We start from the raw sequence: 25,938 nt of genomic DNA on the forward strand, positions 1-25,938 counted from the left end.
GCCGTCTCCCGCCTGACGGGCTGTCAGTGCCCGTCGGGGTCGGCCCGGTTGAGGGCCGGCCTGGGCGCCGAGCCCGCCACCATCAGGGCGTCGGCGGCCGCCGTGTCCGTCACCAGGCTGGTGACGAGCCCGGAGCGCAGCACCGCGTCGATGGCGGCCGCCTTGCGCGCGCCTCCCGCGATCGCGACGACCTCGGGGATACGGCGGAGCTGGTCGGCCTTGACCGTGATGCACCGCTCCCCCAGGTCCCGTCCGACGCGGCGGCCCTCGGCGTTGAACAGGTGGGCGGACATCTCGGCGGCGACACCGAGGGAGGCGTAGTGGGCGCGCTCCTCGTCGCTGAGCATGTCGTGCACGGTGGAGATGCCCGGCTCCCAGGAACCGATGGAGACGCAGGCGACCGTGACCTTGTCGAAGTACTCGAAGGCCCGGGCGATCCCGGTCTGGTTGCGCAGCGCGGCCGCGGTGGCCGCGTCCGGCAGCAGCATCGGCGCGTAGATGGGGTGGGCGTCGCCGCCGGACACCTGGGCGGCGCGGCGCACGGCCTCGACCGAGCCGCGCTCGGCGGTCCCGGCGTCGTACACGCCCGTCAGCTGCACCACCGTGCAGGGCGGCAGCCGGTCGAGGGCCGCGGCCATGTGGATGGTGGAGCGGCCCCAGGCCAGGCCCAGCACGTCGCCCTCGCTCACCAGCTCGCCGAGCAGGTCGGCCGCCACCTCGCCGAGGTTCTCCGGGTCGGGGGTGTCCTCCGCCTCGGCCGGGGACTCGACCACGACGGCGTGCCTGAGGCCGTAGCGGGCGCGCAGCGCGTCCGAGCGCTCCGCGTCCAGCTCGGCGGGGACGCGGATCTCGATGCGCACGAGATCCCGTTCGAGGGCCGTCTCCAGGACCCGGGCCACCTTGAAGCGGCTGACGCCGAACTCCTCCGCGATCTGGATCTTGGATTTCCCCTCGAGGTAGAAGCGGCGGGCCATGGCCGCCGCCTGCACCAGCTCAGCGGGTCCCATACGCACTGCTGACCGGCCCGCCGTCATACCCGACACGGCGATCTCCTCACTGCTGTTCACGCTCTGGATTCGCCGTTCATCCTTGCAGATCCGGCGTACTTGATCCGCCCCGATGGGCGGCGTTCAGATAGCTGTTCACGTTCTGGTCGGTCAGTGGTTGCATGCCCAGGAAGCCTCCGCGATCACCTTCTCCGCCTTGGAGCGCAGCGCGCGGACCGCCCCGGACGGGTCCTCGGCCCCGTAGACCGCCGATCCCGCGACGAAGACGTCCGCACCGGCCTCGGCGCAGCGCTCGATGGTGGAGGCGGAGACTCCTCCGTCGACCTGGAGCCAGAGCTCCAGGCCGTGCTTGCTGATCAACTCGCGGGAGCGGCGAATCTTCGGGAGCATGATGTCGAGGAACGCCTGCCCGCCGAAGCCCGGCTCCACCGTCATGATCAGCAGCATGTCGAGCTCCGGGAGCAGGTCCTCGTACGGCTCGACCGGCGTCGCGGGCCGCAGCGCCATGGCGGCACGGGCGCCCTTGGCTCGGATCTCGCGGGCGAGCCGCACCGGGGCGGTGGCCGCCTCGACGTGGAAGGTCACGGACGAGGCCCCCGCTTCGACGTACTGGGGCGCCCACCGATCGGGGGCCTCGATCATCAGATGGCAGTCCAGCGGGGTGTCCGTCGCACGGGCCAGGGACTCTACGACCGGCACGCCGAGCGTGAGGTTCGGGACGAAATGGTTGTCCATGACGTCGACGTGGAGCCAGTCGGCTCCCTCCACCGCCTTCGCCTCCTCCGCGAGGCGGGCGAAGTCGGCGGACAGGATGCTGGGGTTGATCTGCGCGGCCATGCCCCAAGCCTGCCATGTCCGGGCACGTTTGTTCGCGCCGGTACGGACCTGAGCCGTTCAGCGGGTGCCGCCCGCGGGCGTTGCGTGCCATGCTGGGCCGCCGAGCGGCGCCGGACATGTCTACGGGGGTGGCCATGAGGCGGCTTTACGCATGGAAGGGGAACGCCATCCGCTTCGTGTGCGGACGGCGTTCGAAGTGGCTGATCGTACTGCTGTGGCTGGTGGTCCTGGTGGTCGCGGCGCCGTTCGGGGCGAAGCTCAACGACGCCCAGGACAACGACGCCCAGTCCTGGCTCCCCGGCTCCGCCGAGTCCACCCAGGTGCTCAACGCCTCCGAGCACTTCAGGCCCGAGCAGATCCCCGCGGTCGTCGTCTACGCACGCCCCGGCGGACTCACCCTGCGCGACCGGCAGCAGATCGCCGAGGACGCCCGGCAGATCAGGTCCCTGCACGACCACGGCATCCGCGGCGCGGAGACCCGCGGCCCCGTCTACGACCGCCGCGTCGCCCCGCGGGCCGCCCAGATCTACGTGCCGATCACCATGGACGCGCAGGGCTGGCAGCGCATCGCGCCCGCCGTCGACTCCGTCCGCGAGCAGGTGGGCAGGGGCGGCGGTGGACTCGCCGTGCACATCACCGGGCCCGGCGGGACGTCCGCGGACTTCTCCAAGGCCTTCGAGGGCATCGACTCCACGCTGCTGTTCTCCGCGATGGCCGTGGTCGTCGTGATGCTGCTGCTGACCTTCCGCAGTCCGGTCCTGCTCTTCGTGCCGCTCCTCGCGGTGGTGACGGCTCTGTTCACGGCGCAGGCGCTGATCTACCTGCTCGCCCGGCACGCCGGTCTGACGGTCAACGGGCAGAGCGCCGGCATCCTCACGGTGCTGGTGTTCGGCGCGGGCACCGACTACGCGCTGCTGCTCGTCGCCCGCTACCGCGAGGAGCTGCGCCGGCACGAGGACCGGCACGAGGCGATGCGGCTCGCCATGAACCGTGCGGGGCCGGCCGTTCTGGCCTCCGGCCTGACGGTCGTGCTGAGCATGCTGGTGCTGCTGGTCGCCGAGATGAACTCGACGCGCGGCCTGGGCCCGGTGGCGGCGATCGGCGTGACGGTCGCCCTGCTGGCCATGCTCACCCTCTTCCCGGCACTGCTGCTGGTCCTCGGACGCTGGATCTTCTGGCCCGCCGTCCCCCACCTCGGGTCCGCCGATCCGACCGAGCGGGGCGTCTGGGCCCGGATGGGCCGCACCTTCGCCCGTCGGCCGCGCATGGTCTGGAGCATCACGGCCGGGGTGCTGATCGTGCTGTCGCTGGGGCTGTTCCAGCTGCGCGCGGCGGGCATCCCCAACGCGGACGCCTTCACCGACACACCGGACTCGATCACCGGCCAGAAAGTGTCCGCGCGGTACTTCCCGGCGGGCACCGGCGATCCGCTCGTGATCGTCTCGGACAAGGCGCAGGCCGTCCAGGTGGGCCGTGCCGTCGCCGCGGACCCCGGGGTGGTGCCGCAGAGCATCGGCGTCCCGCCCGGCACGGCACCCGAGCACGACGGGCAGGTGCTGTTCGAGGCGACCATGCGGGCCCCGGCCGACAGCGACGCGGCGAAGGCGACCGTGGAGCGGGTACGGGACGCGGTGCACGCCGTTCCCGGCGCCGATGCCCGGGTGGGCGGCGGCACCGCCGCGCTCATCGACATGGAGAACGCCCAGACCCATGACAACTACCTGGTCATCCCCCTGGTCCTGGTCGTCGTCCTGCTGGTGCTGAGCCTCCTGCTGCGCGCGCTCGTGGCGCCCCTGCTGCTCATCGGCACCGTGATGCTCTCCCTGGCCACGGCGCTGGGGCTGAGCGCGCTGGCCTTCCGCCATGTCTTCGACTACGCGGGCGAGGACGTGGCCTTCCCGCTGTTCGTCTTCGTCTTCCTGGTGGCCCTGGGCATCGACTACAACATCTTCCTGACCACCCGCATCCGCGAGGAGGCCGTCCGGCAGGGCACCCGCCCCGGCGTGGTCACGGGCCTCGCCGCGACCGGCGCGGTGATCACCTCGGCCGGCCTGGTCCTCGCCGGCACGTTCGCCGCCCTGGGCACCCTGCCGATGGTGGGCTTCGCGGAGATCGGCTTCGCGGTGGCGCTGGGCGTCCTGCTGGACACCTTCGTGGTCCGGTCGGTGCTGGTCACCTCCCTCTTCCTCGACGTGGGCAAGAAGGTGTGGTGGCCGCACCACCTGGCGCGGCGGGACGGCCCGGCCGCCGCCGTGCCCCCGGCCCAGGACCGGATCAGCCAGTCCTCCGAATGAGCGCGAGGTACATGGCGTCGGTCCCGTGCAGATGCGGCCACAGCTGTACGTCGGGGCCCTCGCCGAGGTCCGGCACGCCCGGCAGCAGCGGGCGCGCGTCGACGAGTTCGGCGTCCGGGTGCTGCTTGAGCAGGTCCTCGACGACGGCCCGGGTCTCGGCCAGGTGCGGCGAGCAGGTGGCGTAGCCGACGACACCGCCGATCCGTACGGCGTCCAGGGCGCCGCGCAGCAGGGCGCGCTGCAGCGGCGCGAACCCGTCCAGGTCCTCGGGACGCCGGCGCCAGCGGGCCTCGGGCCGCCTGCGCAGGGCGCCGAGCCCGGTGCAGGGCACGTCCACCAGCACGCGGTCGAAGGACCCGGGCTGCCACGGCGGCCGGGTGCCGTCGGCGGCGATGACCTGGTAGGGCCCGGGGTTGCCGTGCAGCGCCTTGGCCACGAGCCCCGCCCGGTGCGGCTGCTTCTCCGCGGCGAGCAGGACGGCACCGCGCTCGGCGGCGAGTGCCGCGAGCAGCGCCGCCTTGCCGCCGGGCCCGGCACACCCGTCGAGCCACCGCTCGTCCCGGCCCTCCACGGGCGCGTCGGCGAGCGCCAGGGCCACGAGCTGGCTGCCCTCGTCCTGCACACCCGCACGGCCGTCCCGGACGGCCTCGATGGCCCCGGGCTCGCCCCCCTCGGTCAGCCGCACCGCGTACGGCGACCAGCGCCCCGGCACGGCCGCCTCCTCGCCGAGCAGTTCCCCGGCCGTGGCCCGCCCGGGCCGCGCGACGAGGGTGACCTCGGGCCGTTCGTTGTCCGCCGCCAGCAGTTCCTCGATGCCGGAGCGGCCGCCGCCGAGGGAGTCCCACAGCGCGGAGACGATCCAGCGCGGGTGGGAGTGCACGACGGCGAGATGGTCCTCGGGGTCCTCGTCGTAGGGCGGCGCGACGCGCTCGATCCAGGTGTCGAGATCGGCCTGGGCGACCTTGCGCAGCACGGCGTTGACGAACTTCGCCCGCCCGTCGCCGAGCACGACCCGGGCGAGCTCGACGGTGGCGGACACGGCCGCGTGGGTCGGGATGCGCGTCCCGAGCAGCTGGTGCACGCCGAGGCTGAGCACGTCCAGCACCGGCGGGTCGACCTCGCGCAGCGGACGGTCCACACAGGCCGCGATGACCGCGTCGTACGTTCCCTGCCGCCGCAGCGTCCCGTACACCAGCTCGGTGGCGAGCGCCGCGTCCCGCGCGTCGAAGTCGCCCTTCTCCCGCGCCTTGCGCAGCAGGGGCGGCAGCACGAGGTTGGCGTAGGCGTCCCGCTCGTCCACGGCCCTCAGCGCGTCGAAGGCGAGGATGCGGACGGGGTCTTTCTTCGGCCGCCGGTAGGGCTTGCCGGGCCTGCGGGGCCCACGGGAGGTGTCGCTCACGAAGAAGGTGCTCCGGACGTCTGGGAGGGATACGCACCAAGAGTACGTCGCGCCGGTGCCCCGGCCGCCAGGACCGCCGCACGCGCCAGGACCGCCGCACCGCGCCCGAACCCTCGCCCCGGCCGCCCGGACCGCCGCACCGCGCCGGGGCCGCCGCGGAAGCGGTGCCCGCCGCGGTGCCGCCGGCCGGGCGGCGGCGCCGCTCTCACGACGGGTCTGTCACCCGCCGAGCGTCTCCCCGTCCGCGATGCGCGCGCCGCGCGCCCAGTCCGCCGCCCGCATCGGCTTCTTGCCCTGGGCCTGCACCCACAGCAGCTCGACGGCGTACGAACCGGTGCCCGCGTGCACGCTGTTCTTGCCGACGGACAGCCGCGCCGGTGCGAGGTCGGTGCGGTCGGGCACCGGTGCGACCTGGATCAGCTTCAGCCGCTCGCCGCGGAAGGTGGTCCAGGCGCCGGGCGACGGCGTGCAGCCGCGCACCACGCGGTCGACCCTGAGTGCCGGGGCGGACCAGTCGACCCGGGCGTCCTCCACGGTGATCTTCGGTGCCAGGCTGACGCCCTCGGCGGGCTGCGGCACCGCCTTCAGCGTGCCGTCCTCGATGCCGTCCATGGTGGCCGCGAGCAGTCCGGCCCCGGCGAAGGCGAGGCGGGTGAGCAGGTCGCCGCTGGTGTCGGTGGGCCGGATCGTCTCGGTGACGGTGCCGTAGACGGGCCCGGAGTCGAGCCCCTCCTCGATGAGGAAGGTGGACGCGCCCGTCATCTCGTCGCCGGCCATGATGGCGGCCTGCACGGGTGCCGCGCCGCGCCAGGCGGGCAGCAACGAGAAGTGGAGGTTGACCCAGCCGTGGGCGGGGACGTCGAGGGCGACGCGGGGCAGCAGGGCGCCGTAGGCGACGACGGGGCAGCAGTCGGGGGCGATCTCCCGCAGCCGCTCGAGGAATGCGGGGTCCCGCGGCTTGATCGGCTTCAGCACCTCGATGCCGGCCTGCTGGGCCCGCTGCGCCACGGGTGAGGCGACCAGCCTGCGGCCCCGGCCGGCCGGCGCGTCGGGCCGCGTGACGACGGCGGCCACCTCGTGCCGCCCGGAGGCGATGAGAGCGTCCAGAGCGGGAACGGCGACCTCGGGGGTGCCGGCGAAGACGAGCTTCATGGGTGGGCGGGGCCTCTCGGGCGGGGGCTGTTGCGGCGACGCACAAGTCTATGACCCCGGCCCCGCGGTGCCGCGTTCACGTGCGCGGACGGGCCCGGATCACCGAGGCCGCGGCGCGCGGCCGCCCCTGGGGGCGTATGCATATGCCCTTACGCCCCCTGAGCGTGACCCCCGGAGCGGAAACACGTTGGTCAAGTGAGAGTTGACCACAACGGGCCGCGACCGCGCGGCCCGGATCCGTTTTCAACGCCGGTTCGAGAGGCTTGTTCATGGCCGACCACGCAACCCACGACGCCCAGGCTCGGGCCAGCCTGCACTTGCTGGTGCGGGACATCGAGCGGGTCCGCCGGCAGGTGGACGCACTGCGCACCCTCACCGCCCAGCTGGGCAACGTCTACCGCCCGCGCCGCTCCGGTCCCTCCACGGGCTTCGTCGTCTACGGACGCGCCCCCGCCCCGACGGTGCGCCTCGCGCAGGAGCTGCGGGACAGTGTCGAGACCCTGGTCACGGCCGCGGTCGACTTCGACCGTTCCCTCGGCTTCTCCTGGGACGCGGTGGGTTCCGCGCTCGGGGTCACCAAGCAGGCGGTGCACCGCCGTTACGGCGCCCGTCGCGCCGCGGCCCAGGCGGCCGCCGAGACCGAGCGGCCGGCCGAGGCGACGGCGCCCCGCCCGGTCGGCGTCAACACCGGCATCCAGACGGTCCCCACGGTCCCCGCCGCCCGCTCCATGCCCACCCAGCCCACGGCCGGCAGCCCGTCCCTCCGCGACGAGGCCAGGCCGACGGCCTTCCCCGGCCCGCGCAACGGCTGAGCCGCCCCTCTCCCCCTTCCTGCCCTCCCGGCACGGACCGGGAGGGCAGCCGTGCGTCGGCACGCCGGGAGGCGGACGTACGAGCGTCGGTACGCCGGGAGGCAGGCGTACGGGCATCGGCACGCCGGGCGGGCAGCCGTGCGCAACCGGACCAGGAGGGCAGGCGGGCGTCGGCACGCCGGGAGGCGGACGTACGGGCGTCGGTACGCCGGGAGGCAGGCGTACGGGCATCGGCACGCCGGGAGGGCAGACGTGCGCAACCGGACCAGGAGGGCAGGCGGGCGTCGGCACGCCGGGAGGCATACAGGCGCCCGGTGGGCCGGAAGGGCAGACGCATGCCCGGTGGGCCGGGAAGGCAGACGCATGCCCGGTGGACCGGGAAGGCAGACGGGCGTCGGTTCGCCGAGAGGGCAGACGTGCGCAGCCGGAGCCGAGAGAGCGGACACGCGCCCAGTGGCCGCGAACCCAAATGCACGCCGGTACGACCGGGACGGCATACGGGCGAAGCCAAACCGGCAGGGCAGTCACCCGCCCAGTGGACCGACAGGGCAGACGCGCGCCGGTACGGCGCGGACCTGCGCCCGGTGCGCCGGCAGGGCAGGCGCACCGGTGGGCGCGAGGGCAGGCGCGTGCCGGGGCCGTACCGTGTGGGCCGGGCCATGGCGGGCGGGCGCGGCGGGTCCGTGAGGCCGCACCCCCGGTGCGGGCAGCGCGCGCCTCACCCGATGTCCGGCGGATCGATCCGCACCCGGACCGCCGCCTCACCGGGCCCGCGTGCCATCCGCGCCGCCTGGGCGGCCTTCAGGGCCGCGGCCAGTGCGGCGCCGCTGCCCGGTGGTACCCGGACCAGGGCCCGCTCCCAGCGCTCCCCGGGAGGCGGGGCTCCCGGCCTGCGCGGGCCGCCCGCCCGGGTGACCGGCAGGGGCACGGGACCCAGCACCTCGGCCTCGCGCGGCAGTTCGGCCGAGTGAAGGAACGCGCCGATCGCCTCCCCGGGCCCGGCGACCGCCGCCATCCGTGACACCGGCGGAAAGCCGAGGTCGGCGCGCTCGGCGAGTTCCCGCACCGCGTGGCCGACCGGGTCCCACCGCACCAGCGCCTGCACCGGCCGCAGCGTCGGCTCGGCGACGACGACCACGGTGCCTCCCGCGCCCTGCGGGCGGACCAGCGCGGCGGCCGCGATCCAGCGCCGGAGCGCGTCCTCACCGGCGCGCAGATCGGGCCGCCCGAGCATGGCCCAGCCGTCCAGCAGCAGCGCCGCCGCGTACCCTCCCTCGGCGACGGGCTCGGCCCCCGGCGTACTCACGACCAGCGCCGGCGCGCCCGGAACGGTGTCGAGCACCTGCTCACGCCCGGAGGTCCGCACCGGCACGGCGGGAAACGCCCGTCCCAGCTCCTCGGCGGTCCGCCGCGCCCCCACCACCTGCGCCCGCAACCGGTGCGAGCCGCACTCCGGACAGTGCCAGGCCTCCTCCTCGCGCCCGCACCACCCGCACCGCAGGGCCGCCGCCGGGTCCTGTCCCTCCAGCGGCCCGGCGCAGTGCCGGCACCGGGCGGGCGCCCGGCAGTCGGCGCACGCCAACCGGGGGACGTAGCCGCGCCGCGGCACCTGGACGAGCACCGGTCCGTGCCGCAGGCCCTCCCTGACGGCCTGCCAGGCGAGCGTCGGCAGCCGGGCGGCCCGGGCGGCCTCGTCCCGTGCGAGGTCGGTGTCCCCGACCGTCCGTACCAGCGGAGCGGCCGCCCGCACCTGGTCGCGCGCGGCGACGAGCGGGCGGGCCCAGCCGCTCTCGACGAGCTGCGCGGCCTCCACGGTGCAGCTCCAGCCGCCCAGCAGGAAGCCGCACTTGTCGAGGGCGGCCCGCAGCAGCAGCACTTCCCTGGCGTGCGGCTGGGGCGCGTGCTGCTCGCTGTGGCTGTCGTCCCCGTCGTCCCAGATGGCGACGAGGCCGAGGTCCGGCACCGGCGCGAACATGGCGGCGCGGGTCCCGATGACGGCCCGCACGGACCCGCGCCGCACCGCGAGCCACTCGCGGTACCGCTTCTCGGGCCCGGCGTCCGCGGTCAGCACCGCGTGCCGCCCCTCCCCCAGCAGCGCGGTCAGCGCGGCGTCGACCCGCGCCACCGCCCGCCCGTCGGGCAGCACCAGGAGCGCACCGCGCCCGGAGGCCAGGGCCGCCGCCACGGCACGCGCCAGTTCCTCGCTCCACTCCGGCCCCGGCAGCGCGTTCCACACCGCGCGCGGCGCGCCGCCCGACGCCAGCGACTCCAGGAACGCGGCGCCCCGCTCGTACCTCTGCCAGGGCCCCGCGTCCGGCCTGCTCGGCGGCGGCAGCGGCTCGGGCGAGGGCCGCTGCTCGGCCCGCGCGCTGCGCGGCGGCACGGCGAGCTGGAGCACGTCGGCGAGACTGCCCGCGTACCGATCGGCGACGGCTCGGGCGAGACCCAGCAACTCCTCGCTCAGCACCGGCTCGGGCGAGACGACCTGCGCCAGCGCGGCCAGCGGCCCGGAGTAGTCGGACTCGGCCAGCCGCTCGACGAGGAACCCGTCGATCAGGCCCCCGCCCTCGCGCCGCCCTTCGCGCACCCGGTGCCGCCCGGCCCCGAACCGCACCCGCACCCGCACACCCGGCTGGGCGTCGGCGTCCAGTTCCTCGGGCACCGCGTAGTCGAAGTAGCGGTCGAGATGCAGCACTCCCTTGTCGACCAGGACCCGCGCCACCGGCAGCTCCTTGGCCAGCGCCGCCCCCCGCCACGTCCGCGGCTTGGCCCTGGGCACCTGGGCCTTGCGCACGCTCTCCCGGATGAGCGCGAGCTGCTCCGGGGGCGCGCCGTCCGCGCCCTCGTCGTGCTGACCGTTCTCGCTGCTCACGCTTGCATTCTTACCAAACGCCACTGACACCGACGCGCGGTCCGGGACCGGTCCGGCGACGGATCACCACGGCCGCCGGGGCGCCGCCGAAAGGGCCGGCGAGCGCGCCGGGGCGGAGAGGCCCCCGCCCCGGGGCGGAGAAGCCCCGCCTCCCGCCGCACGACGCCGGGGCCCGGCCCCCGAAGGGAACCGGGCCCCGGCCGGGACTCGGGGACCTACAGCCCCACGGCCTTGCGCAGCGCGTCCACGCGGTCCGTCTTCTCCCAGGTGAACTCGGGCAGCTCACGGCCGAAGTGGCCGTACGCCGCGGTCTGGGCGTAGATCGGGCGGAGCAGGTCGAGGTCGCGGATGATCGCGGCCGGGCGCAGGTCGAAGACCTCGTCGATGGCCTTCTCGATCTTCTCGTGGTCGACCTCGGCGGTGCCGAAGGTCTCCACGAAGAGGCCGACCGGCTCGGCCTTGCCGATGGCGTACGCGACCTGGACCTCGCAGCGTGACGCCAGCCCGGCCGCCACCACGTTCTTCGCCACCCAGCGCATCGCGTACGCGGCGGAGCGGTCCACCTTGGACGGGTCCTTGCCGGAGAACGCGCCGCCGCCGTGACGCGCCATACCGCCGTACGTGTCAATGATGATCTTGCGGCCGGTCAGGCCGGCGTCGCCCATCGGGCCGCCGATCTCGAAGCGGCCGGTGGGGTTGACCAGGAGGCGGTAGTTCTCCGTGTCGAGCTTGATGCCCTCGTCCAGGAGCGCCTTCAGCTCCGGCTCCACGACGAACTCGCGGATGTCCGGGGCGAGCAGGGACTCCAGGTCGATGTCGCTCGCGTGCTGCGAGGAGACCACCACCGTGTCCAGACGGACGGCCTTGTCGCCGTCGTACTCGATGGTGACCTGCGTCTTGCCGTCGGGGCGCAGGTAGGGGATGGTGCCGTTCTTGCGCACGTCCGACAGACGCTTCGACAGCCGGTGCGCGAGGAAGATCGGCAGCGGCATCAGGGTCGGCGTCTCGTCCGTCGCGTAGCCGAACATCAGGCCCTGGTCGCCGGCGCCCTGCCGGTCGAGCTCGTCCTCGTCGCCCTCGACGCGGTTCTCGTACGCCGTGTCGACGCCCTGGGCGATGTCCGGGGACTGCGCTCCGATGGACACCGACACACCGCAGGAGGCGCCGTCGAAGCCCTTCTTCGAGGAGTCGTAGCCGATCTCGAGGATCTTGCCGCGGACGAGGTTCGCGATGTCCGCGTAGGTCTTGGTGGTGACCTCACCGGCGACGTGGACCAGACCGGTGGTGATCAGCGTCTCGACGGCGACCCGGGAGGACGGGTCCTCACGCAGAAGCGCGTCGAGAATGGTGTCGCTGATCTGGTCAGCGATCTTGTCGGGGTGACCCTCGGTCACGGACTCCGAAGTGAACAGGCGACGGGACACAACGCTCCCTGGGGTTGCAGCGGCTGCTGGCTGATCATGGGCGGACGGGCCCGGTGGCTGCGCCCGGCCTCGTCCGTGAACAGTTTATCGGTCGTGCTCGGCCATCGGCCTCCTTGTCTCGCCTCTCGGGAGGGCTGTGACCTGCGGCACGGGCATTCTGCCCAATCCCCTGCGGAATTGGCCAGGGGCGCCACGCCTCCATGGCAGAGCTTTGAGAGTGTCCACAAGCGCGGGAAACATTCAGCGCAGGCGCTCCGCCACCAGGTCCCAGACCGTTTCGGCCAGGTGCTCCTTGGGGCCGTGCGGGACCGGGGTCTCGGTGCCGTCGGCGCCCAGCACCACCGCCTCGTTCTCCTCGGAGCCGAAGGTCTTGCGCTCCCCCACCTCGTTCACCACGAGCAGGTCGCAGCCCTTGCGCCGCAGTTTCGCGCGGCCGTTGGCGAGGACGTCGTCGGTCTCGGCGGCGAAGCCGACGATCACCTGGCCGTCGCGGGCGCGCTCCGCGGAGATCTCCGCGAGGACGTCCGGATTGCGCACGAGGGCGATGGGGTCCGGCTCCGTGTCGTCCTTCTTCTTGATCTTCCCGGGCGCGTAGGCCGCCGGGCGGAAGTCAGCGACCGCGGCGGCCATCACGACGGCGTCGGCGTCCGCCGCCGCCTTCAGCACCGCCTCGCGCAGCTGCACAGCCGTGCCGACGCGCACGACGTCCACGCCCGCCGGGTCGGGCAGCCCGGTGTTCGCGGCGACGAGCGTGACCCGGGCGCCGCGCGCGGCCGCGGTGCGGGCGAGGGCGTAGCCCTGCTTGCCGGACGAGCGGTTGCCGAGGAAGCGCACCGGGTCGAGCGGCTCCCGGGTGCCGCCGGCGCTCACGACGACGTGCCGGCCGGCGAGGTCGGGCTCGCTTCCCGCGCGGTCCAGCACGCGGCGGCAGACCGCGAAGATCTCCGCCGGGTCGGGCAGCCGGCCCTTGCCTGTGTCGGCACCGGTCAGCCGGCCGACGGCGGGCTCGATGACCACGGCGCCGCGGCGGCGCAGCGTCGCCACGTTCTCCTGCGTGGCCGGGTGCTCCCACATCTCCGTGTGCATGGCGGGCGCGAAGACGACCGGGCACCGCGCGGTCAGGAGGGTGTTGGTGAGCAGGTCGTCGGCGATGCCGTGCGCGGCCTTCGCGAGGACGTCGGCGGTCGCCGGGGCGACGACGACCAGGTCGGCGTGCTGTCCGATGCGTACGTGCGGGACCTCGTGGACGTCGTCCCAGACCTCGGTGGAGACGGGGTTGCCGGAGAGGGCGGACCAGGTCGCGGCGCCCACGAAGTGCAGGGCGGAGGCGGTGGGGACGACGCGCACACCGTGGCCCGACTCCGTCAGCCTTCGCAGCAGCTCGCAGGCCTTGTAGGCGGCGATGCCGCCGCTGACCCCCAGCACGACCTTCGGCTTGTCCACCGGGCCTCCCCGCACTCGACCTCCGTGCGCCACGGCTCCCGGCGCACCTGTCCATCACACACCACAGGCCCGGCAGTCGCGCTGCCGGGCCTGTGGAAAAGCCAACTGCAATACGAAAGTACTACTGGGCCGGGCCCTCGATGGCCTCGGAGGTCAGCAGACCGGCGTTGATCTCGCGCAGGGCGATCGAGAGCGGCTTCTCGTGGACGTGGGTGTCCACCAGCGGACCGACGTACTCGAGGAGGCCCTCGCCGAGCTGCGAGTAGTACGCGTTGATCTGGCGGGCACGCTTGGCCGCGTAGATCACGAGGCTGTACTTCGAGTCGGTGGCCTCGAGGAGCTCGTCGATCGGCGGGTTGATGATGCCCTCGGGCGCGGAGATGGGAGAGGACACGCTCTACCTTCCGATGGATGGGAAAGATTCAGTGTGGTGATCGCGAATGATCAAGCGGTCGAGCCTCGGCCATCGGGCGCGATCACACCACGTCCATCAAGGCTAGCAGCTCGCGCGCCACGTCCTCGACGGAGGTGTTGACCAAGGTCATGTCGAACTCCGGCTCGGCGGCCAGTTCGATCTTCGCCGCGTCCAGCCGGCGCTCGATCACCTCGGGCGGTTCGGTGCCCCGCCCGGTGAGCCTGCGCACGAGTTCCTCCCAGGAGGGCGGAGCCAGGAACACCAGCCGGCCCTCGGGCATGGTCTCGCGGACCTGCCGGGCGCCCTGGAGGTCGATCTCCAGCAGGACCGGCACACCGGCCTCCAGGTGCTCCAGCACGGCCGCGCGCGGAGTGCCGTAGCGGTTGCCGGCGAACTCCGCCCACTCCAGCAGCTCGCCGTTGGCGATCAGCTTGTCCATCTCGTCGTCGGTGACGAAGAAGTACTGGACACCGTGCTTCTCGCCGGGACGCGGCTTGCGGGTCGTCGCCGACACCGAGAGCCAGACCTCCGGGTGTTCCTTGCGCATGTGGGCGACGACCGTGCTCTTGCCGACCCCCGAGGGGCCGGAGAGCACGGTCAGCCGCGGACGTACGTCCGGGGGCTCGGGGGTCGTCCCCCGGAATGTTGCAGCCATGCAGCGATTATTCCAGCAATCCCGGCATGCCCGGGACTCCGGTCCGGAGATCCGGGACTCAGGAGCCGGTGCTGCCGAACTCACGCTCCAGGGAGGCGATCTGGTTGGAGCCGAGGCCGCGCACGCGGCGGCTCTCGGAGATGCCGAGTCGTTCCATGATCTGCTTGGCGCGGACCTTGCCCACGCCCGGCAGGGACTCGAGCAGCGCGGAGACCTTCATCTTGCCGATGACGTCGTTCTCCTGGCCCTGCTTGATGACCTCGTGCAGGGAGGCGCCGGAGTGCTTGAGTCGATTCTTGACCTCGGCCCGCTCCCGGCGAGCCGCGGCGGCCTTTTCGAGCGCGGCTGCGCGCTGTTCAGGGGTAAGGGGCGGAAGAGCCACGCCTACGTCACCTCGGATGTCGAACTGTCGGATACGGACCGGTGAGGAACCTAGTCGCCCCACACCTGGGGAGCCGCGAGCAACACGCTTGCCCGTGGACTCTCGTCGGAGACTAGCGGGCAAGTCCGCCAGAGTCAGCGAGAACAGCGGAAAAGTCCTGGTCAGCCTCCACCAGGACGTACATTTAGGACATATTGCCCCGGATTTGAGAATGTATCCAGACTCAACAGCCCTCTGGAACACCTGCTCGACCACTCATCGGAGGACTCAGGCGGCCGCCACGGCGGCGCCGATCTCCTCCGCGAAGCGGGCGGCGGCGGCGCGCAGCGCCCCGGCGTCCGGTCCCTGCCGCAGCACCGCGCGGCTGACGTTCGGCACGACGTTGCGCACCGCGGAACCGAAGACGCCCGGAAGGCCGGCCGCGGTGGCGCCCTGGGCGCCGATGCCGGGCGCCAGGAGCGGGCCGTTGATGTCCAGGTCGTACGCGGACAGGTCGCCCAGCGTGGCGCCGACGACCGCGCCGAAGGATCCCAGGGGCCGCTCCCCCTCGTTCTCGGCGGCGAGGTGGGCCAGCATCGTCGCTCCGACGGTCCGCCCGTCCGCGCGCACGGCGTGCTGCACCTCGCCCCCCTCCGGATTGGAGGTCAGGGCGAGCACGAACAGGCCCGTACCGCTCTCCCGGGCGAGGGCGACGGCCGGGGAGAGCGAGCCGTAGCCGAGGTAGGGCGAGACGGTCAGCGCGTCCGAGAACAGGGGGGAGTCCTTGTGCAGGAAGGTCTCGGCGTACGCGGCCATGGTCGAGCCGATGTCGCCGCGCTTGGCGTCCATCACCACCAGCGCGCCGGCCGCCCGGGCCTGCTCGACCGACTTCTCCAGCACGGCGACGCCGCGGGAGCCGAAGCGCTCGAAGAACGCGCTCTGCGGCTTCAGGACGGCGACCCGGTCGGCCACGGCCTCGACCACCGTGCGGCTGAACCGCTCCAGGCCCGCCACGTCGTCGTTCAGCCCCCACTCGGCGAGCAGGGACGCGTGCGGGTCGATGCCGACGCACAACGGGCCGCGCTCGTCCATCGCGCGGCGCAGACGGATACCGAACGGTTCGAGAACGGTCATGCGGTGCTCCTCGTGTCGGCGCCGACCGCATCGGCGAGGGTGGCGTACGGGCTGGTGCGCAGACGGGCGGCGAGGCCCTTGTGGACGGCACGGCTCCAGAAGGGGCCCTCGTAGACGAAGGCGCTGTAGCCCTGCACGAGCGTGGCGCCGGCCAGGATGCGCTGCCAGGCGTCCTCGGCGTTCCCGACGCCGCCGACGCCCACCAGGGTGATGCGGTCGCCCACGCGCGCGTAGAGGCGGCGCAGCACCTCCAGGGAGCGGGCCTTCAGCGGCGCCCCGGACAGTCCGCCGGTCTCCTCGACCAGGGAGGGTTCGGATGCCAGACCGAGTCCCTCGCGCGCGATGGTGGTGTTCGTGGCGATGATCCCGTCGAGGCCGAGCTCGACGGCGAGGTCGGCCACGGCGTCGACGTCCTCGTCCGCGAGGTCCGGCGCGATCTTGACCAGGAGCGGCACGCGGCGTGCGGTCACCGTGCGGTCGGCGGCCTCGCGGACGGCGCTCAGCAGCGGGCGCAGCGCCTCGGTGGCCTGCAGGTCGCGCAGCCCGGGCGTGTTGGGCGAGGAGACGTTCACGACCAGGTAGTCGGCGTACGGCGCCAGGCGCTCGGCCGACTTCACGTAGTCCGCGACGGCCTCGTGCTCGGGGACGGCCTTGGTCTTGCCGATGTTGACGCCCACGACGGTCCTGAACACCGGCTCGCGGGACGCCAGGCGGGCCGCCACGGCCAGCGAGCCGTCGTTGTTGAAGCCCATGCGGTTGATCAGCGCCCGGTCCTGGACCAGGCGGAACAGCCGCTTCCTGGGGTTGCCGGGCTGTGCCTCGCCCGTCACCGTGCCGATCTCGACGTGGTCGAAGCCCAGCATCGCCATGCCGTCGACGGCGACCGCGTTCTTGTCGAAGCCGGCGGCGAGGCCGAACGGGCCGTGCATGCGCAGCCCGAACGCCTCGGTGCGCAACTCCTCGAAGCGCGGCGCGAGCGCGGCGGCGACGAAGGTGCGCAGCACGGGGACGCGGACGGCGAGGCGGATCCACCGGAAGGCGAGGTGATGCGCCTGCTCGGGGTCCATCCGCCGGAAGACCAGACGGAAGAAGATCTTGTACATCTCGGTTGTGTCCTCTGTGTCCTCATACAGAGGGGGACACCGTTTCCGGTGTCCCCCTCGCCGGCCGCTAGTCGCGGGCCGCGGTCAGGTGCTGCGCGTGTTCCTGGAGCGAACGGACGCCCACGTCTCCGTGGTTGAGGGCGTCGATGCCCTGGACGGCGGCGGCGAGCGCCTGGACCGTCGTCAGGCAGGGGACCGACCGCGCCACGGCCGCCGTACGGATCTCGTAGCCGTCGAGGCGGCCGCCGGTGCCGTAGGGGGTGTTGACGATGAGGTCGACCTCGCCGTCGTGGACGAGCTGGACGATGGTCCGCTCGCCGTTGGGGCCCACGCCCTCGGACTGCTTGCGCACGACCGCGGCGCTGATGCCGTTGCGCTTGAGGACCTCGGCGGTCCCGGAGGTGGCGAGGAGCTCGAAGCCGTGGGCGACGAGTTCCCGGGCCGGGAAGATCATCGAACGCTTGTCGCGGTTGGCGACCGAGATGAACGCGCGGCCCTTGGTGGGCAGCGGACCGTACGCGCCCGCCTGCGACTTGGCGTACGCGGTGCCGAAGACCGAGTCGATGCCCATGACCTCGCCGGTGGAGCGCATCTCCGGGCCGAGGACCGTGTCGACGCCGCGGCCCTGGATGTCCCGGAAGCGCGACCACGGCATGACCGCCTCCTTGACGGAGATCGGCGCGTCGAGCGGCAGCTCGCCGCCGTCGCCGTCGGCCGGGAGCAGGCCCTCGGCCCGCAGTTCGGCGATGGTCGCGCCCAGCGAGATCCGGGCGGCGGCCTTCGCCAGCGGCACCGCGGTCGCCTTCGAGGTGAAGGGGACGGTGCGCGACGCGCGCGGGTTGGCCTCCAGGACGTAGAGGATGTCGCCCGCCATCGCGAACTGGATGTTGATCAGGCCGCGCACGCCGACGCCCTTGGCGATGGCCTCGGTGGAGGCCCGCAGGCGCTTGATGTCGAAGCCGCCCAGGGTGATCGGGGGCAGGGCGCACGCCGAGTCGCCGGAGTGGATGCCGGCCTCCTCGATGTGCTCCATGACGCCGCCGAGGTAGAGCTCGGTGCCGTCGTAGAGGGCATCGACGTCGATCTCGATCGCGTCGTCGAGGAAGCGGTCGACCAGCACCGGCCGCGAGGGGCTGATCTCGGTCGACTCGGCGATGTAGGACTCCAGCCGGGTCTCGTCGTAGACGATCTCCATGCCGCGGCCGCCGAGGACGTACGACGGCCGGACGAGGACCGGGTAGCCGATCTCGTCGGCGATGGCCTTGGCCTCGGCGAAGGTGGTGGCGGTGCCGTGCTTGGGGGCCGGCAGGCCGGCCTCCGCGAGCACGCGCCCGAAGGCGCCCCGGTCCTCGGCGGCGTGGATGGCCTCCGGCGAGGTGCCCACGATCGGCACGCCGTTGTCCTTGAGCGCCTGCGAGAGACCCAGCGGGGTCTGGCCGCCCAGCTGCACGACGACGCCCGCCACCGGGCCGGCCTGCTGCTCGGCGTGGACGATCTCCAGCACGTCCTCCAGCGTCAGTGGCTCGAAGTACAGGCGGTCGGAGGTGTCGTAGTCGGTGGAGACGGTCTCCGGGTTGCAGTTGACCATCACCGTCTCGTACCCGGCGTCGCTCAGCGCGAAGGACGCGTGCACGCAGGAGTAGTCGAACTCGATGCCCTGGCCGATGCGGTTGGGGCCGGAGCCCAGGATGATGACCGCGGGCTTCTCGCGCCGGGCGACCTCCGTCTCCTCGTCGTAGGAGGAGTAGAAGTACGGCGTCCGGGCGGCGAACTCGGCGGCGCAGGTGTCGACCGTCTTGTAGACCGGGCGGATGCCCAGCGCGTGCCGGACCTCGCGCACGACGTCCTCGCGCAGGCCGCGGATCTCCGCGATCTGCACGTCGGAGAAGCCGTGGCGCTTGGCCTCGGCGAGCAGCTCCGGCGTCAGCTCGGCGGCCTCGGCGAGCTCGTCGGCGAGCTCCTTGATGAGGAAGAGCTGGTCGACGAACCAGGGGTCGATCTTGGTGGACTCGAAGACCTCCTCGGGCGTGGCGCCCGCGCGGATGGCCCCCATGACGGTGTTGATCCGGCCGTCGGTGGGCCGTACCGACGCGCGCAGCAGCTCGTCCTTGTCGCCGGGCTCGCCGACGAAGGTGAACTGGCTGCCCTTCTTCTCCAGCGAGCGCAGCGCCTTCTGGAAGGCCTCGGTGAAGTTGCGCCCGATGGCCATGGCCTCGCCGACCGACTTCATGGTGGTCGTGAGGGTGGAGTCGGCCTGCGGGAACTTCTCGAAGGCGAACCTCGGTGCCTTGACGACCACGTAGTCGAGGGTCGGCTCGAAGGAGGCGGGCGTCTCCTGCGTGATGTCGTTCGGGATCTCGTCGAGGGTGTAGCCGACGGCGAGCTTGGCGGCGATCTTGGCGATCGGGAAGCCGGTCGCCTTGGAGGCCAGTGCGGAGGAGCGCGAGACGCGCGGGTTCATCTCGATGACGATGACCCGGCCGTCCTCGGGGTTCACCGCGAACTGGATGTTGCAGCCGCCGGTGTCGACGCCGACCTCGCGGATGATCGCGATGCCGACGTCCCGCAGTACCTGGTACTCGCGGTCGGTCAGCGTCATCGCGGGCGCGACGGTGATCGAGTCACCGGTGTGCACGCCCATCGGGTCGAAGTTCTCGATGGAGCAGACGATCACGACGTTGTCGTTCTTGTCGCGCATCAGCTCCAGCTCGTACTCCTTCCAGCCGAGGATGGACTCCTCCAGGAGCACCTCGGTGGTCGGGGAGAGCGTGAGGCCCTGGCCGGCGATGCGGCGCAGCTCCTCCTCGTCGTGCGCGAAGCCGGAGCCGGCGCCGCCCATGGTGAAGGACGGGCGGACGACGACCGGGTAGCCGCCGAGGGTCTCGACGCCGCCCAGGACGTCGTCCATCGAGTGGCAGATGACCGAGCGGGCGGACTCGCCGTGCCCGATCTTCTTGCGGACCTCCTCCACGACCTCCTTGAACTGGTCGCGGTCCTCGCCCTTGTGGATCGCCTCGGGCCGGGCGCCGATCAGCTCGACGCCGTACTTGGCCAGCACGCCGTTCTCGTGCAGCGAGATCGCGGTGTTGAGCGCGGTCTGGCCGCCCAGGGTGGGCAGCAGCGCGTCCGGGCGCTCCTTGGCGATGATCTTCTCGACGAACTCCGGGGTGATCGGCTCGACATAGGTGGCGTCGGCGATCTCCGGGTCGGTCATGATCGTCGCCGGGTTGGAGTTCACCAGGACGACGCGCAGTCCCTCGGACTTCAGGACGCGGCACGCCTGCGTGCCGGAGTAGTCGAACTCGGCGGCCTGGCCGATGACGATCGGGCCGGAGCCGATGACCAGGACGGACTGGATATCGGTGCGCTTAGGCACGCTGGCCCTCCATCAGGGATACGAAGCGGTCGAACAGGTAGGCGGCGTCGTGCGGGCCCGCTGCCGCTTCGGGGTGGTACTGGACGCTGAAGGCCGGCCGGTCGAGGAGCCGCAGCCCCTCCACCACGTCGTCGTTCAGGCAGACGTGCGAGACCTCGGCGCGGCCGTAGGGGGTCTCGGAGACCTTCTCGAGCGGGGCGTCGACGGCGAAGCCGTGGTTGTGCGCGGTGACCTCGACCTTGCCGGTCGTGCGGTCCTGCACGGGCTGGTTGATGCCGCGGTGGCCGTACTTGAGCTTGTAGGTGCCGAAGCCGAGGGCACGGCCGAGGATCTGGTTGCCGAAGCAGATGCCGAACAGCGGGGTGCCGCGCTCCAGCACGCTCCGCATGACGGAGACCGCGTGGTCGGCGGTGGCCGGGTCACCCGGGCCGTTGGAGAAGAACACGCCGTCGGGGCCGACGGCGTAGACCTCGTCGGCGGTGGCCGTGGCGGGCAGCACGTGCACCTCGATGCCGCGCTCGGCCATGCGGTGCGGGGTCATGCCCTTGATGCCGAGGTCGACGGCGGCGACGGTGAACTTCGCGGTGCCGATCGGGACGGCTTCGCCGTCGGGGCCGATCGCCGGGACGACGTACGCCTCCTTGGTGGCGACCTCGGCGGAGAGGTCGGCGCCCTTCATCTCCGGGGCCTGGCGGACCTCGGTGAGCATGGTGCCCTCGTCGGGCAGCGCGTTGCCGGAGAAGATGCCGACGCGCATGGCGCCCCGCTCGCGCAGATGGCGGGTGAGCGCGCGGGTGTCGACGCCGGAGATGCCGACGACGCCCTGGTGGCGCAGCTCCTCGTCCAGCGAGCGCCGGGAGCGCCAGTTGGAGGGCACGCGCGCGGGGTCGCGCACGACGTAGCCGGCGACCCAGATGCGCCTGGACTCCGGGTCCTCGTCGTTCACGCCGGTGTTGCCGACGTGCGGGGCGGTCATCACGACGACCTGGCGGTGGTACGAGGGATCGGTCAGGGTCTCCTGGTAGCCGGTCATGCCGGTCGAGAACACCGCCTCGCCGAAGGTCACCCCCACGGCCCCGTAGGCACGGCCGCGGAAGATCCGGCCGTCCTCCAGGACGAGTACGGCGGGAGTCCTGCTGGCTCCCCTGGTGGAGGTTGTCATCGTGCGCCTTCCGTCTTGTTGATCATATGGTTCAGGGTCTCGACCCACTCGGCGTGCTCGGCCGCGTGGTCGGAGCGGAAGCCGGAGTCGATCAGCCGATCGCCGTGCTGCCAGGTCACCACGAGCAGGCCGCCCTCGGTCAGCACCTTGCCGGCGATGCCCTTGTCCAGCCGGGCCCCGCGCAGCTGCGCCGCCGGGACGAAGAAGTCGGTCGCTCCGGGGCGTACGACGTCCAGTCCCGCGTCCGTCAGCGTGAGCTCGGCCCGGCTGCGGGTGCCGAGGCCGCGCGCCACGATGCGGTCGAGCCACTGACCGGCGGTGGTGGAGCCGTGGTAGCGGCCGCTCATGGTCAGTCTCGCCTCGCCGGGTTCGTCCGGCATTCCGGGCTGCGGCGGCTTGCCGCCTCGGTTGAGGGTGGTGGTGGGAGACGGGCGGGCGGGCAGCTCGGGCAGGTCGCCCTGGAGCGTGCCGCGCCATTTCCAGCCCTCGCGCATCAGCCAGTAGACGAGCGCGACGAAGAGGGCGAGCCCGACGAGCCAGCCGATGCGGGCGGCCCAGTCGGTGACCTCGGCCGACTTCTTCTCGGCGGCCAGCAGGATTACAGGTGTCACGTGAGCTTCCCGTCGACGAGCGTGGCCTTGCCCCGGAGCCAGGTGTGCGTCACACGGCCGGGCAGCTCGCGCCCCTCGTAGGGGGTGTTCCGGCTGCGCGAGGCGAAGCCCGCGGGGTCCACCGGCCCACGGTATGCCGTGTCCACGAGCGTGAGGTTGGCGGGCTCACCAGCCGAGACGGGACGCCCGTGGCCCTTGGCCCGACCGATCACGGCGGGCGTGAAGGACATCCGCTCGGCGACCCCGGCCCAGGTCAGCAGCCCGGTGTCCACCATGGTCTCCTGCACCACCGACAGCGCGGTCTCCAGGCCCACCATTCCCATGGCGGCCGCGGCCCACTCGCAGTCCTTGTCCTCGTGCGGGTGCGGGGCGTGGTCGGTGGCGACGATGTCGATGGTGCCGTCGGCGAGGGCCTCGCGCAGGGCGAGCACGTCGCGCTCGGTGCGCAGCGGCGGGTTGACCTTGTAGACCGGGTTGTACGTCCGCACCAGTTCGTCGGTCAGCAGCAGGTGGTGCGGGGTGACCTCGGCCGTGACGTCGATGCCGCGGGACTTGGCCCAGCGGACGATCTCGACCGAGCCCGCGGTCGAGAGGTGGCAGATGTGCACGCGGGAGCCGACGTGCTCGGCGAGCAGCACGTCCCGGGCGATGACCGACTCCTCGGCGACCGCGGGCCAGCCGCCCAGCCCCAGCTCCGCGGAGACGACGCCCTCGTTCATCTGGGCGCCCTCGGTCAGCCGCGGCTCCTGCGCGTGCTGGGCGACGACGCCGCCGAAGGCCTTCACGTACTCCAGCGCGCGGCGCATGATCACGGCGTCGTCGACGCACTTGCCGTCGTCGGAGAAGACGGTGACCCCGGCGGCGGACTCGTGCATGGCGCCCAGCTCGGCGAGCTTCCTGCCCTCCAGTCCGACGGTGACGGCGCCGATGGGCTGCACGTCGCAGTAGCCGTGCTCCTGGCCGAGCCGGTAGACCTGCTCGACGACGCCGGCGGTGTCGGCGACCGGGAAGGTGTTGGCCATGGCGAACACGGCCGTGAAGCCGCCGCTCGCGGCCGCGCGGGTGCCGGTCAGCACGGTCTCGGAGTCCTCGCGGCCCGGCTCGCGCAGGTGGGTGTGCAGGTCGACCAGGCCCGGCAGCAGCACCTTGCCGGCGGCCTCGACGACCTCGGCGCCCTCGTCGCTCAGCCCGGCGCCCACCCCGGCGATCGTCGCGCCGTCGATCAGCACGTCCTGCGGCTCACCGCCGAGCACCTTGGCGCCACGGATCAGGATCTTGCTCATGGTCTTACTTCTCCTCCGGACCGGTGGGGCGGGTGTGGGTGACGGCGGGCTCGTTGCCACCGAGGAGCAGGTACAGGACGGCCATCCGGATGGAGACTCCGTTTCCGACCTGCTCGACGACGGTGCAGCGGTCGGAGTCGGCGACCTCCGCGGTGATCTCCATGCCGCGGACCATCGGGCCGGGGTGCATCACGATCGCGTGCCCGGGCATCCGCGCCATGCGGTCGCCGTCGAGGCCGTAGCGCCGCGAGTACTCGCGCTCGGTGGGGAAGAACGCGGCGTTCATGCGCTCGCGCTGGACGCGCAGCATCATCACCGCGTCGGACTTGGTGAGCGTGGAGTCGAGGTCGTACGACACCTCGCAGGGCCAGGTCTCGACGCCGACCGGCACCAGGGTGGGCGGCGCGACCAGGGTGACCTCGGCGCCGAGCGTGTGCAGCAGGTCGACGTTGGAGCGGGCGACCCTGCTGTGCAGGACGTCGCCGACGATCGTGACGCGCCTGCCGGACAGGTCCTGGCCGATGCCGGCGTCCCGGCCGACCAGGCGGCGGCGCATGGTGAAGGCGTCGAGCAGGGCCTGCGTGGGGTGCTGGTGCGTGCCGTCACCGGCGTTGATGACGGCCGCGTCGATCCAGCCGGAGTTGGCCAGGCGGTAGGGCGCTCCGGAGGCGCCGTGCCGGATGACCACGGCGTCGACGCCCATGGCCTCCAGCGTCTGGGCGGTGTCCTTCAGCGACTCGCCCTTGGAGACGCTCGAGCCCTTGGCAGTGAAGTTGATGACGTCCGCGGACAGGCGCTTCTCGGCGGCCTCGAAGGAGATGCGCGTGCGCGTGGAGTCCTCGAAGAAGAGGTTGACGACGGTGCGGCCGCGCAGGGTCGGCAGTTTCTTGATCGGCCGGTCGGCGACCCGGGCCATCTCCTCGGCGGTGTCGAGGATCAGGACGGCGTCGTCGCGGGTGAGGTCGGCGGCCGAGATGAGATGACGCTGCATCTGTCAGGCTCCGTAAGGCAGTTCAGGTGTCGGGATCCGGGGGCCCGGGCCCGCGGCGGCAGCCGCGTGCGGCGCGGCGCCGGGGCGCAGCCGGGCAGGCGGGGGCACGCCGCGACGGCGTGGGCCCCCGTCCGCTACTGGGTCTGCTTCACACCGAGCAGCACGGTGTCGCGGCCGTCCTCCTCGGCCAGCAGGACCTTGACCGTCTCCCGCAGCGACGTGGGGAGGTTCTTGCCGACGTAGTCGGCGCGGATGGGCAGTTCGCGGTGGCCCCGGTCGACGAGGACCGCGAGCTGGACCGCGCGCGGGCGACCGACGTCGTTCAGGGCGTCGAGGGCGGCCCGGACGGTGCGGCCGGAGAAGAGCACGTCGTCGACGAGGACGACCAGCCTGCCGTCGATGCCGTCACCGGGGATCTCGGTGCGGGCCAGCGCGCGCGGCGGATGCATGCGCAGGTCGTCGCGGTACATCGTGATGTCGAGCGAGCCGACCGGGATCTTGCGGTCGGTGATGTCCTCGAGCTTGGCGGCGAGCCGCTGGGCGAGGAAGACCCCTCGGGTCGGAATGCCGAGGAGCACCACGTCGTCGGCGCCCCTGGCGCGCTCGACGATCTCGTGGGCGATGCGGGTCAGTACCCGCGCGATGTCGGGCCCCTCGAGCACGGGCCGGGCATCGGACGCTTGCGTGTCCATACGAAACGGACCTCCTTCTCCGCCTCACGGGACGGACCTTAAAGGACGTCGGATTTGCGCCATCCACGGTAGCAGGCCCGGACGACGCCCCAGATCACCCCCCTGGCGTAATCGGCCACCGCTGCCACGGAAGAGTCGGTGTGGACCATTCGGCTTGACGCACGAGAGTCACGCTGCGTAACCTCACAGTGAGTTACGAGACGCGCGGCTCGGGATCGCTGAAGCCGCGCCGACACAGTGTCCGGGGAGCTATATGTCCAGCGAATACGCCAAACAGCTCGGGGCCAAGCTCCGGGCCATCCGCACCCAGCAGGGCCTTTCCCTCCACGGTGTCGAGGAGAAGAGCCAGGGACGCTGGAAGGCGGTAGTGGTCGGATCGTATGAGCGCGGCGACCGAGCCGTGACCGTACAGCGCCTCGCCGAACTGGCGGATTTCTATGGGGTCCCGGTGCAGGAGCTCCTGCCGGGCACCACCCCGGGCGGCGCCGCCGAGCCGCCGCCGAAGCTGGTCCTGGACCTGGAGCGGCTGGCGACCGTGCCGGCCGAGAAGGCGGGTCCCCTGCAGCGTTACGCCGCCACGATCCAGTCGCAGCGCGGTGACTACAACGGCAAGGTGCTGTCGATCCGCCAGGACGACCTGCGCACACTCGCCGTCATCTACGACCAGTCGCCCTCGGTCCTCACCGAGCAGCTGATCAACTGGGGCGTGCTGGACGCCGACGCCCGCCGCGCGGTCGTCCACGAGGACGTCTGAGCCCGCACAGCAGAAACGTGCCGCCGGGGTGGCCGGAACTTCCTGGTTCCGGCCACCCCGGCGGCTTTCTGCGCCCTTCGCGGGCCCCGCACAGGCACAGGGACCGCGGCAGAGGCGACGACGGGCGGGACCGCACGCCAGGGGCCCGCAGCGCTCACGCT

At 72.6% G+C, this 25,938-nt stretch carries 21 protein-coding genes; 3 read left to right on the top strand and 18 right to left on the bottom strand.

The genetic code is table 11. The annotated features are described in order from the left end of the window. Positions 1-23 precede the first annotated feature (23 nt). Positions 24-1,067 (bottom strand): sugar-binding transcriptional regulator, encoded by a 1,044-nt coding sequence (locus ACJ9NR_RS07160; RefSeq protein ID WP_412489149.1) that lies wholly within the window; start codon positions 1,065-1,067, stop codon positions 24-26. 90 nt (positions 1,068-1,157) lie between these two features. Further along, positions 1,158-1,844 (bottom strand): ribulose-phosphate 3-epimerase, encoded by a 687-nt coding sequence (gene rpe, locus ACJ9NR_RS07165; protein ID WP_412489148.1) that lies wholly within the window; start codon positions 1,842-1,844, stop codon positions 1,158-1,160. Between the two features lie 134 nt (positions 1,845-1,978). On the opposite strand from rpe, the gene ACJ9NR_RS07170 reads away from it, so the two are divergent. Further along, complete coding sequence (locus ACJ9NR_RS07170; protein ID WP_412489147.1) at positions 1,979-4,138, top strand: MMPL family transporter; 2,160 nt, start codon at positions 1,979-1,981, stop codon at positions 4,136-4,138. Here ACJ9NR_RS07170 and ACJ9NR_RS07175 read toward each other — a convergent pair. Next, complete coding sequence (locus ACJ9NR_RS07175) at positions 4,119-5,537, bottom strand: RsmB/NOP family class I SAM-dependent RNA methyltransferase (protein ID WP_412489146.1); 1,419 nt, start codon at positions 5,535-5,537, stop codon at positions 4,119-4,121. The two genes, ACJ9NR_RS07170 and ACJ9NR_RS07175, sit on opposite strands and share 20 nt — an antisense overlap. Before the next feature lie 219 nt (positions 5,538-5,756). Then, a complete protein-coding gene (gene fmt, locus ACJ9NR_RS07180) occupies positions 5,757-6,689 on the bottom strand; it encodes a methionyl-tRNA formyltransferase (RefSeq protein WP_412489145.1) in 933 nt (310 codons plus the stop codon). 269 nt (positions 6,690-6,958) lie between these two features. Between fmt and ACJ9NR_RS07185 the strand changes: the two genes are divergently transcribed. Next, positions 6,959-7,501, top strand: a complete 543-nt coding sequence (locus tag ACJ9NR_RS07185) for a hypothetical protein (protein WP_412489144.1) — start codon at positions 6,959-6,961, stop codon at positions 7,499-7,501. A 718-nt stretch (positions 7,502-8,219) separates the two neighbouring features. Here ACJ9NR_RS07185 and ACJ9NR_RS07190 read toward each other — a convergent pair. From ACJ9NR_RS07190 to pyrR, 14 genes are all read right to left on the bottom strand, one after another. Then, on the bottom strand, positions 8,220-10,373 hold the full coding sequence (locus ACJ9NR_RS07190; RefSeq protein WP_412489143.1) for a primosomal protein N': 2,154 nt from the start codon (positions 10,371-10,373) through the stop codon (positions 8,220-8,222). A gap of 215 nt (positions 10,374-10,588) precedes the next feature. Beyond that, the gene (gene metK / locus ACJ9NR_RS07195) at positions 10,589-11,797 is read right to left on the bottom strand and encodes a methionine adenosyltransferase (RefSeq protein WP_412489142.1); all 1,209 of its coding nucleotides are present in this window, start codon (positions 11,795-11,797) and stop codon (positions 10,589-10,591) included. A 240-nt stretch (positions 11,798-12,037) separates the two neighbouring features. Then, complete coding sequence (gene coaBC / locus ACJ9NR_RS07200; protein ID WP_412489141.1) at positions 12,038-13,240, bottom strand: bifunctional phosphopantothenoylcysteine decarboxylase/phosphopantothenate--cysteine ligase CoaBC; 1,203 nt, start codon at positions 13,238-13,240, stop codon at positions 12,038-12,040. A gap of 121 nt (positions 13,241-13,361) precedes the next feature. Further along, positions 13,362-13,634, bottom strand: a complete 273-nt coding sequence (gene rpoZ / locus ACJ9NR_RS07205; RefSeq protein ID WP_031035771.1) for a DNA-directed RNA polymerase subunit omega — start codon at positions 13,632-13,634, stop codon at positions 13,362-13,364. Positions 13,635-13,716: 82 nt separating this feature from the next. After that, positions 13,717-14,310 carry a guanylate kinase gene (gene gmk / locus ACJ9NR_RS07210; RefSeq protein ID WP_412489140.1) on the bottom strand — a complete coding sequence of 198 codons (594 nt, stop codon included), beginning with the start codon at positions 14,308-14,310 and terminating at the stop codon, positions 13,717-13,719. A 58-nt stretch (positions 14,311-14,368) separates the two neighbouring features. Further along, on the bottom strand, positions 14,369-14,692 hold the full coding sequence (locus ACJ9NR_RS07215; protein WP_003977346.1) for an integration host factor: 324 nt from the start codon (positions 14,690-14,692) through the stop codon (positions 14,369-14,371). Between the two features lie 267 nt (positions 14,693-14,959). Then, complete coding sequence (gene pyrF, locus ACJ9NR_RS07220; RefSeq protein ID WP_412489139.1) at positions 14,960-15,805, bottom strand: orotidine-5'-phosphate decarboxylase; 846 nt, start codon at positions 15,803-15,805, stop codon at positions 14,960-14,962. Continuing rightward, positions 15,802-16,908 (bottom strand): quinone-dependent dihydroorotate dehydrogenase, encoded by a 1,107-nt coding sequence (locus ACJ9NR_RS07225; protein ID WP_412489138.1) that lies wholly within the window; start codon positions 16,906-16,908, stop codon positions 15,802-15,804. The genes pyrF and ACJ9NR_RS07225 overlap by 4 nt, the downstream gene beginning before the upstream one ends. Before the next feature lie 67 nt (positions 16,909-16,975). Continuing rightward, on the bottom strand, positions 16,976-20,284 hold the full coding sequence (gene carB, locus ACJ9NR_RS07230; RefSeq protein WP_412489137.1) for a carbamoyl-phosphate synthase large subunit: 3,309 nt from the start codon (positions 20,282-20,284) through the stop codon (positions 16,976-16,978). After that, entirely contained in the window at positions 20,277-21,446 is a 1,170-nt protein-coding gene (carA, locus tag ACJ9NR_RS07235) for a glutamine-hydrolyzing carbamoyl-phosphate synthase small subunit (protein ID WP_412489136.1), read from the bottom strand. The genes carB and carA overlap by 8 nt, the downstream gene beginning before the upstream one ends. Then, positions 21,443-22,057 carry a PH-like domain-containing protein gene (locus tag ACJ9NR_RS07240; RefSeq protein ID WP_412489135.1) on the bottom strand — a complete coding sequence of 205 codons (615 nt, stop codon included), beginning with the start codon at positions 22,055-22,057 and terminating at the stop codon, positions 21,443-21,445. Before ACJ9NR_RS07240 ends, carA begins: the two co-directional genes overlap by 4 nt. Then, positions 22,054-23,340 (bottom strand): dihydroorotase, encoded by a 1,287-nt coding sequence (locus ACJ9NR_RS07245; protein ID WP_412489134.1) that lies wholly within the window; start codon positions 23,338-23,340, stop codon positions 22,054-22,056. Before ACJ9NR_RS07245 ends, ACJ9NR_RS07240 begins: the two co-directional genes overlap by 4 nt. 4 nt (positions 23,341-23,344) lie before the next feature. After that, complete coding sequence (locus ACJ9NR_RS07250) at positions 23,345-24,331, bottom strand: aspartate carbamoyltransferase catalytic subunit (protein WP_412489133.1); 987 nt, start codon at positions 24,329-24,331, stop codon at positions 23,345-23,347. Between the two features lie 134 nt (positions 24,332-24,465). Continuing rightward, complete coding sequence (pyrR, locus tag ACJ9NR_RS07255) at positions 24,466-25,023, bottom strand: bifunctional pyr operon transcriptional regulator/uracil phosphoribosyltransferase PyrR (RefSeq protein ID WP_412489132.1); 558 nt, start codon at positions 25,021-25,023, stop codon at positions 24,466-24,468. A gap of 253 nt (positions 25,024-25,276) precedes the next feature. On the opposite strand from pyrR, the gene bldD reads away from it, so the two are divergent. Continuing rightward, positions 25,277-25,777 (top strand): transcriptional regulator BldD, encoded by a 501-nt coding sequence (gene bldD / locus ACJ9NR_RS07260; protein WP_412489131.1) that lies wholly within the window; start codon positions 25,277-25,279, stop codon positions 25,775-25,777. Positions 25,778-25,938 lie beyond the last annotated feature (161 nt).

The sequence above is a fragment of the Streptomyces sediminimaris genome (genome assembly GCF_047049295.1).
Classification (GTDB): domain Bacteria; phylum Actinomycetota; class Actinomycetes; order Streptomycetales; family Streptomycetaceae; genus Streptomyces; species Streptomyces sediminimaris.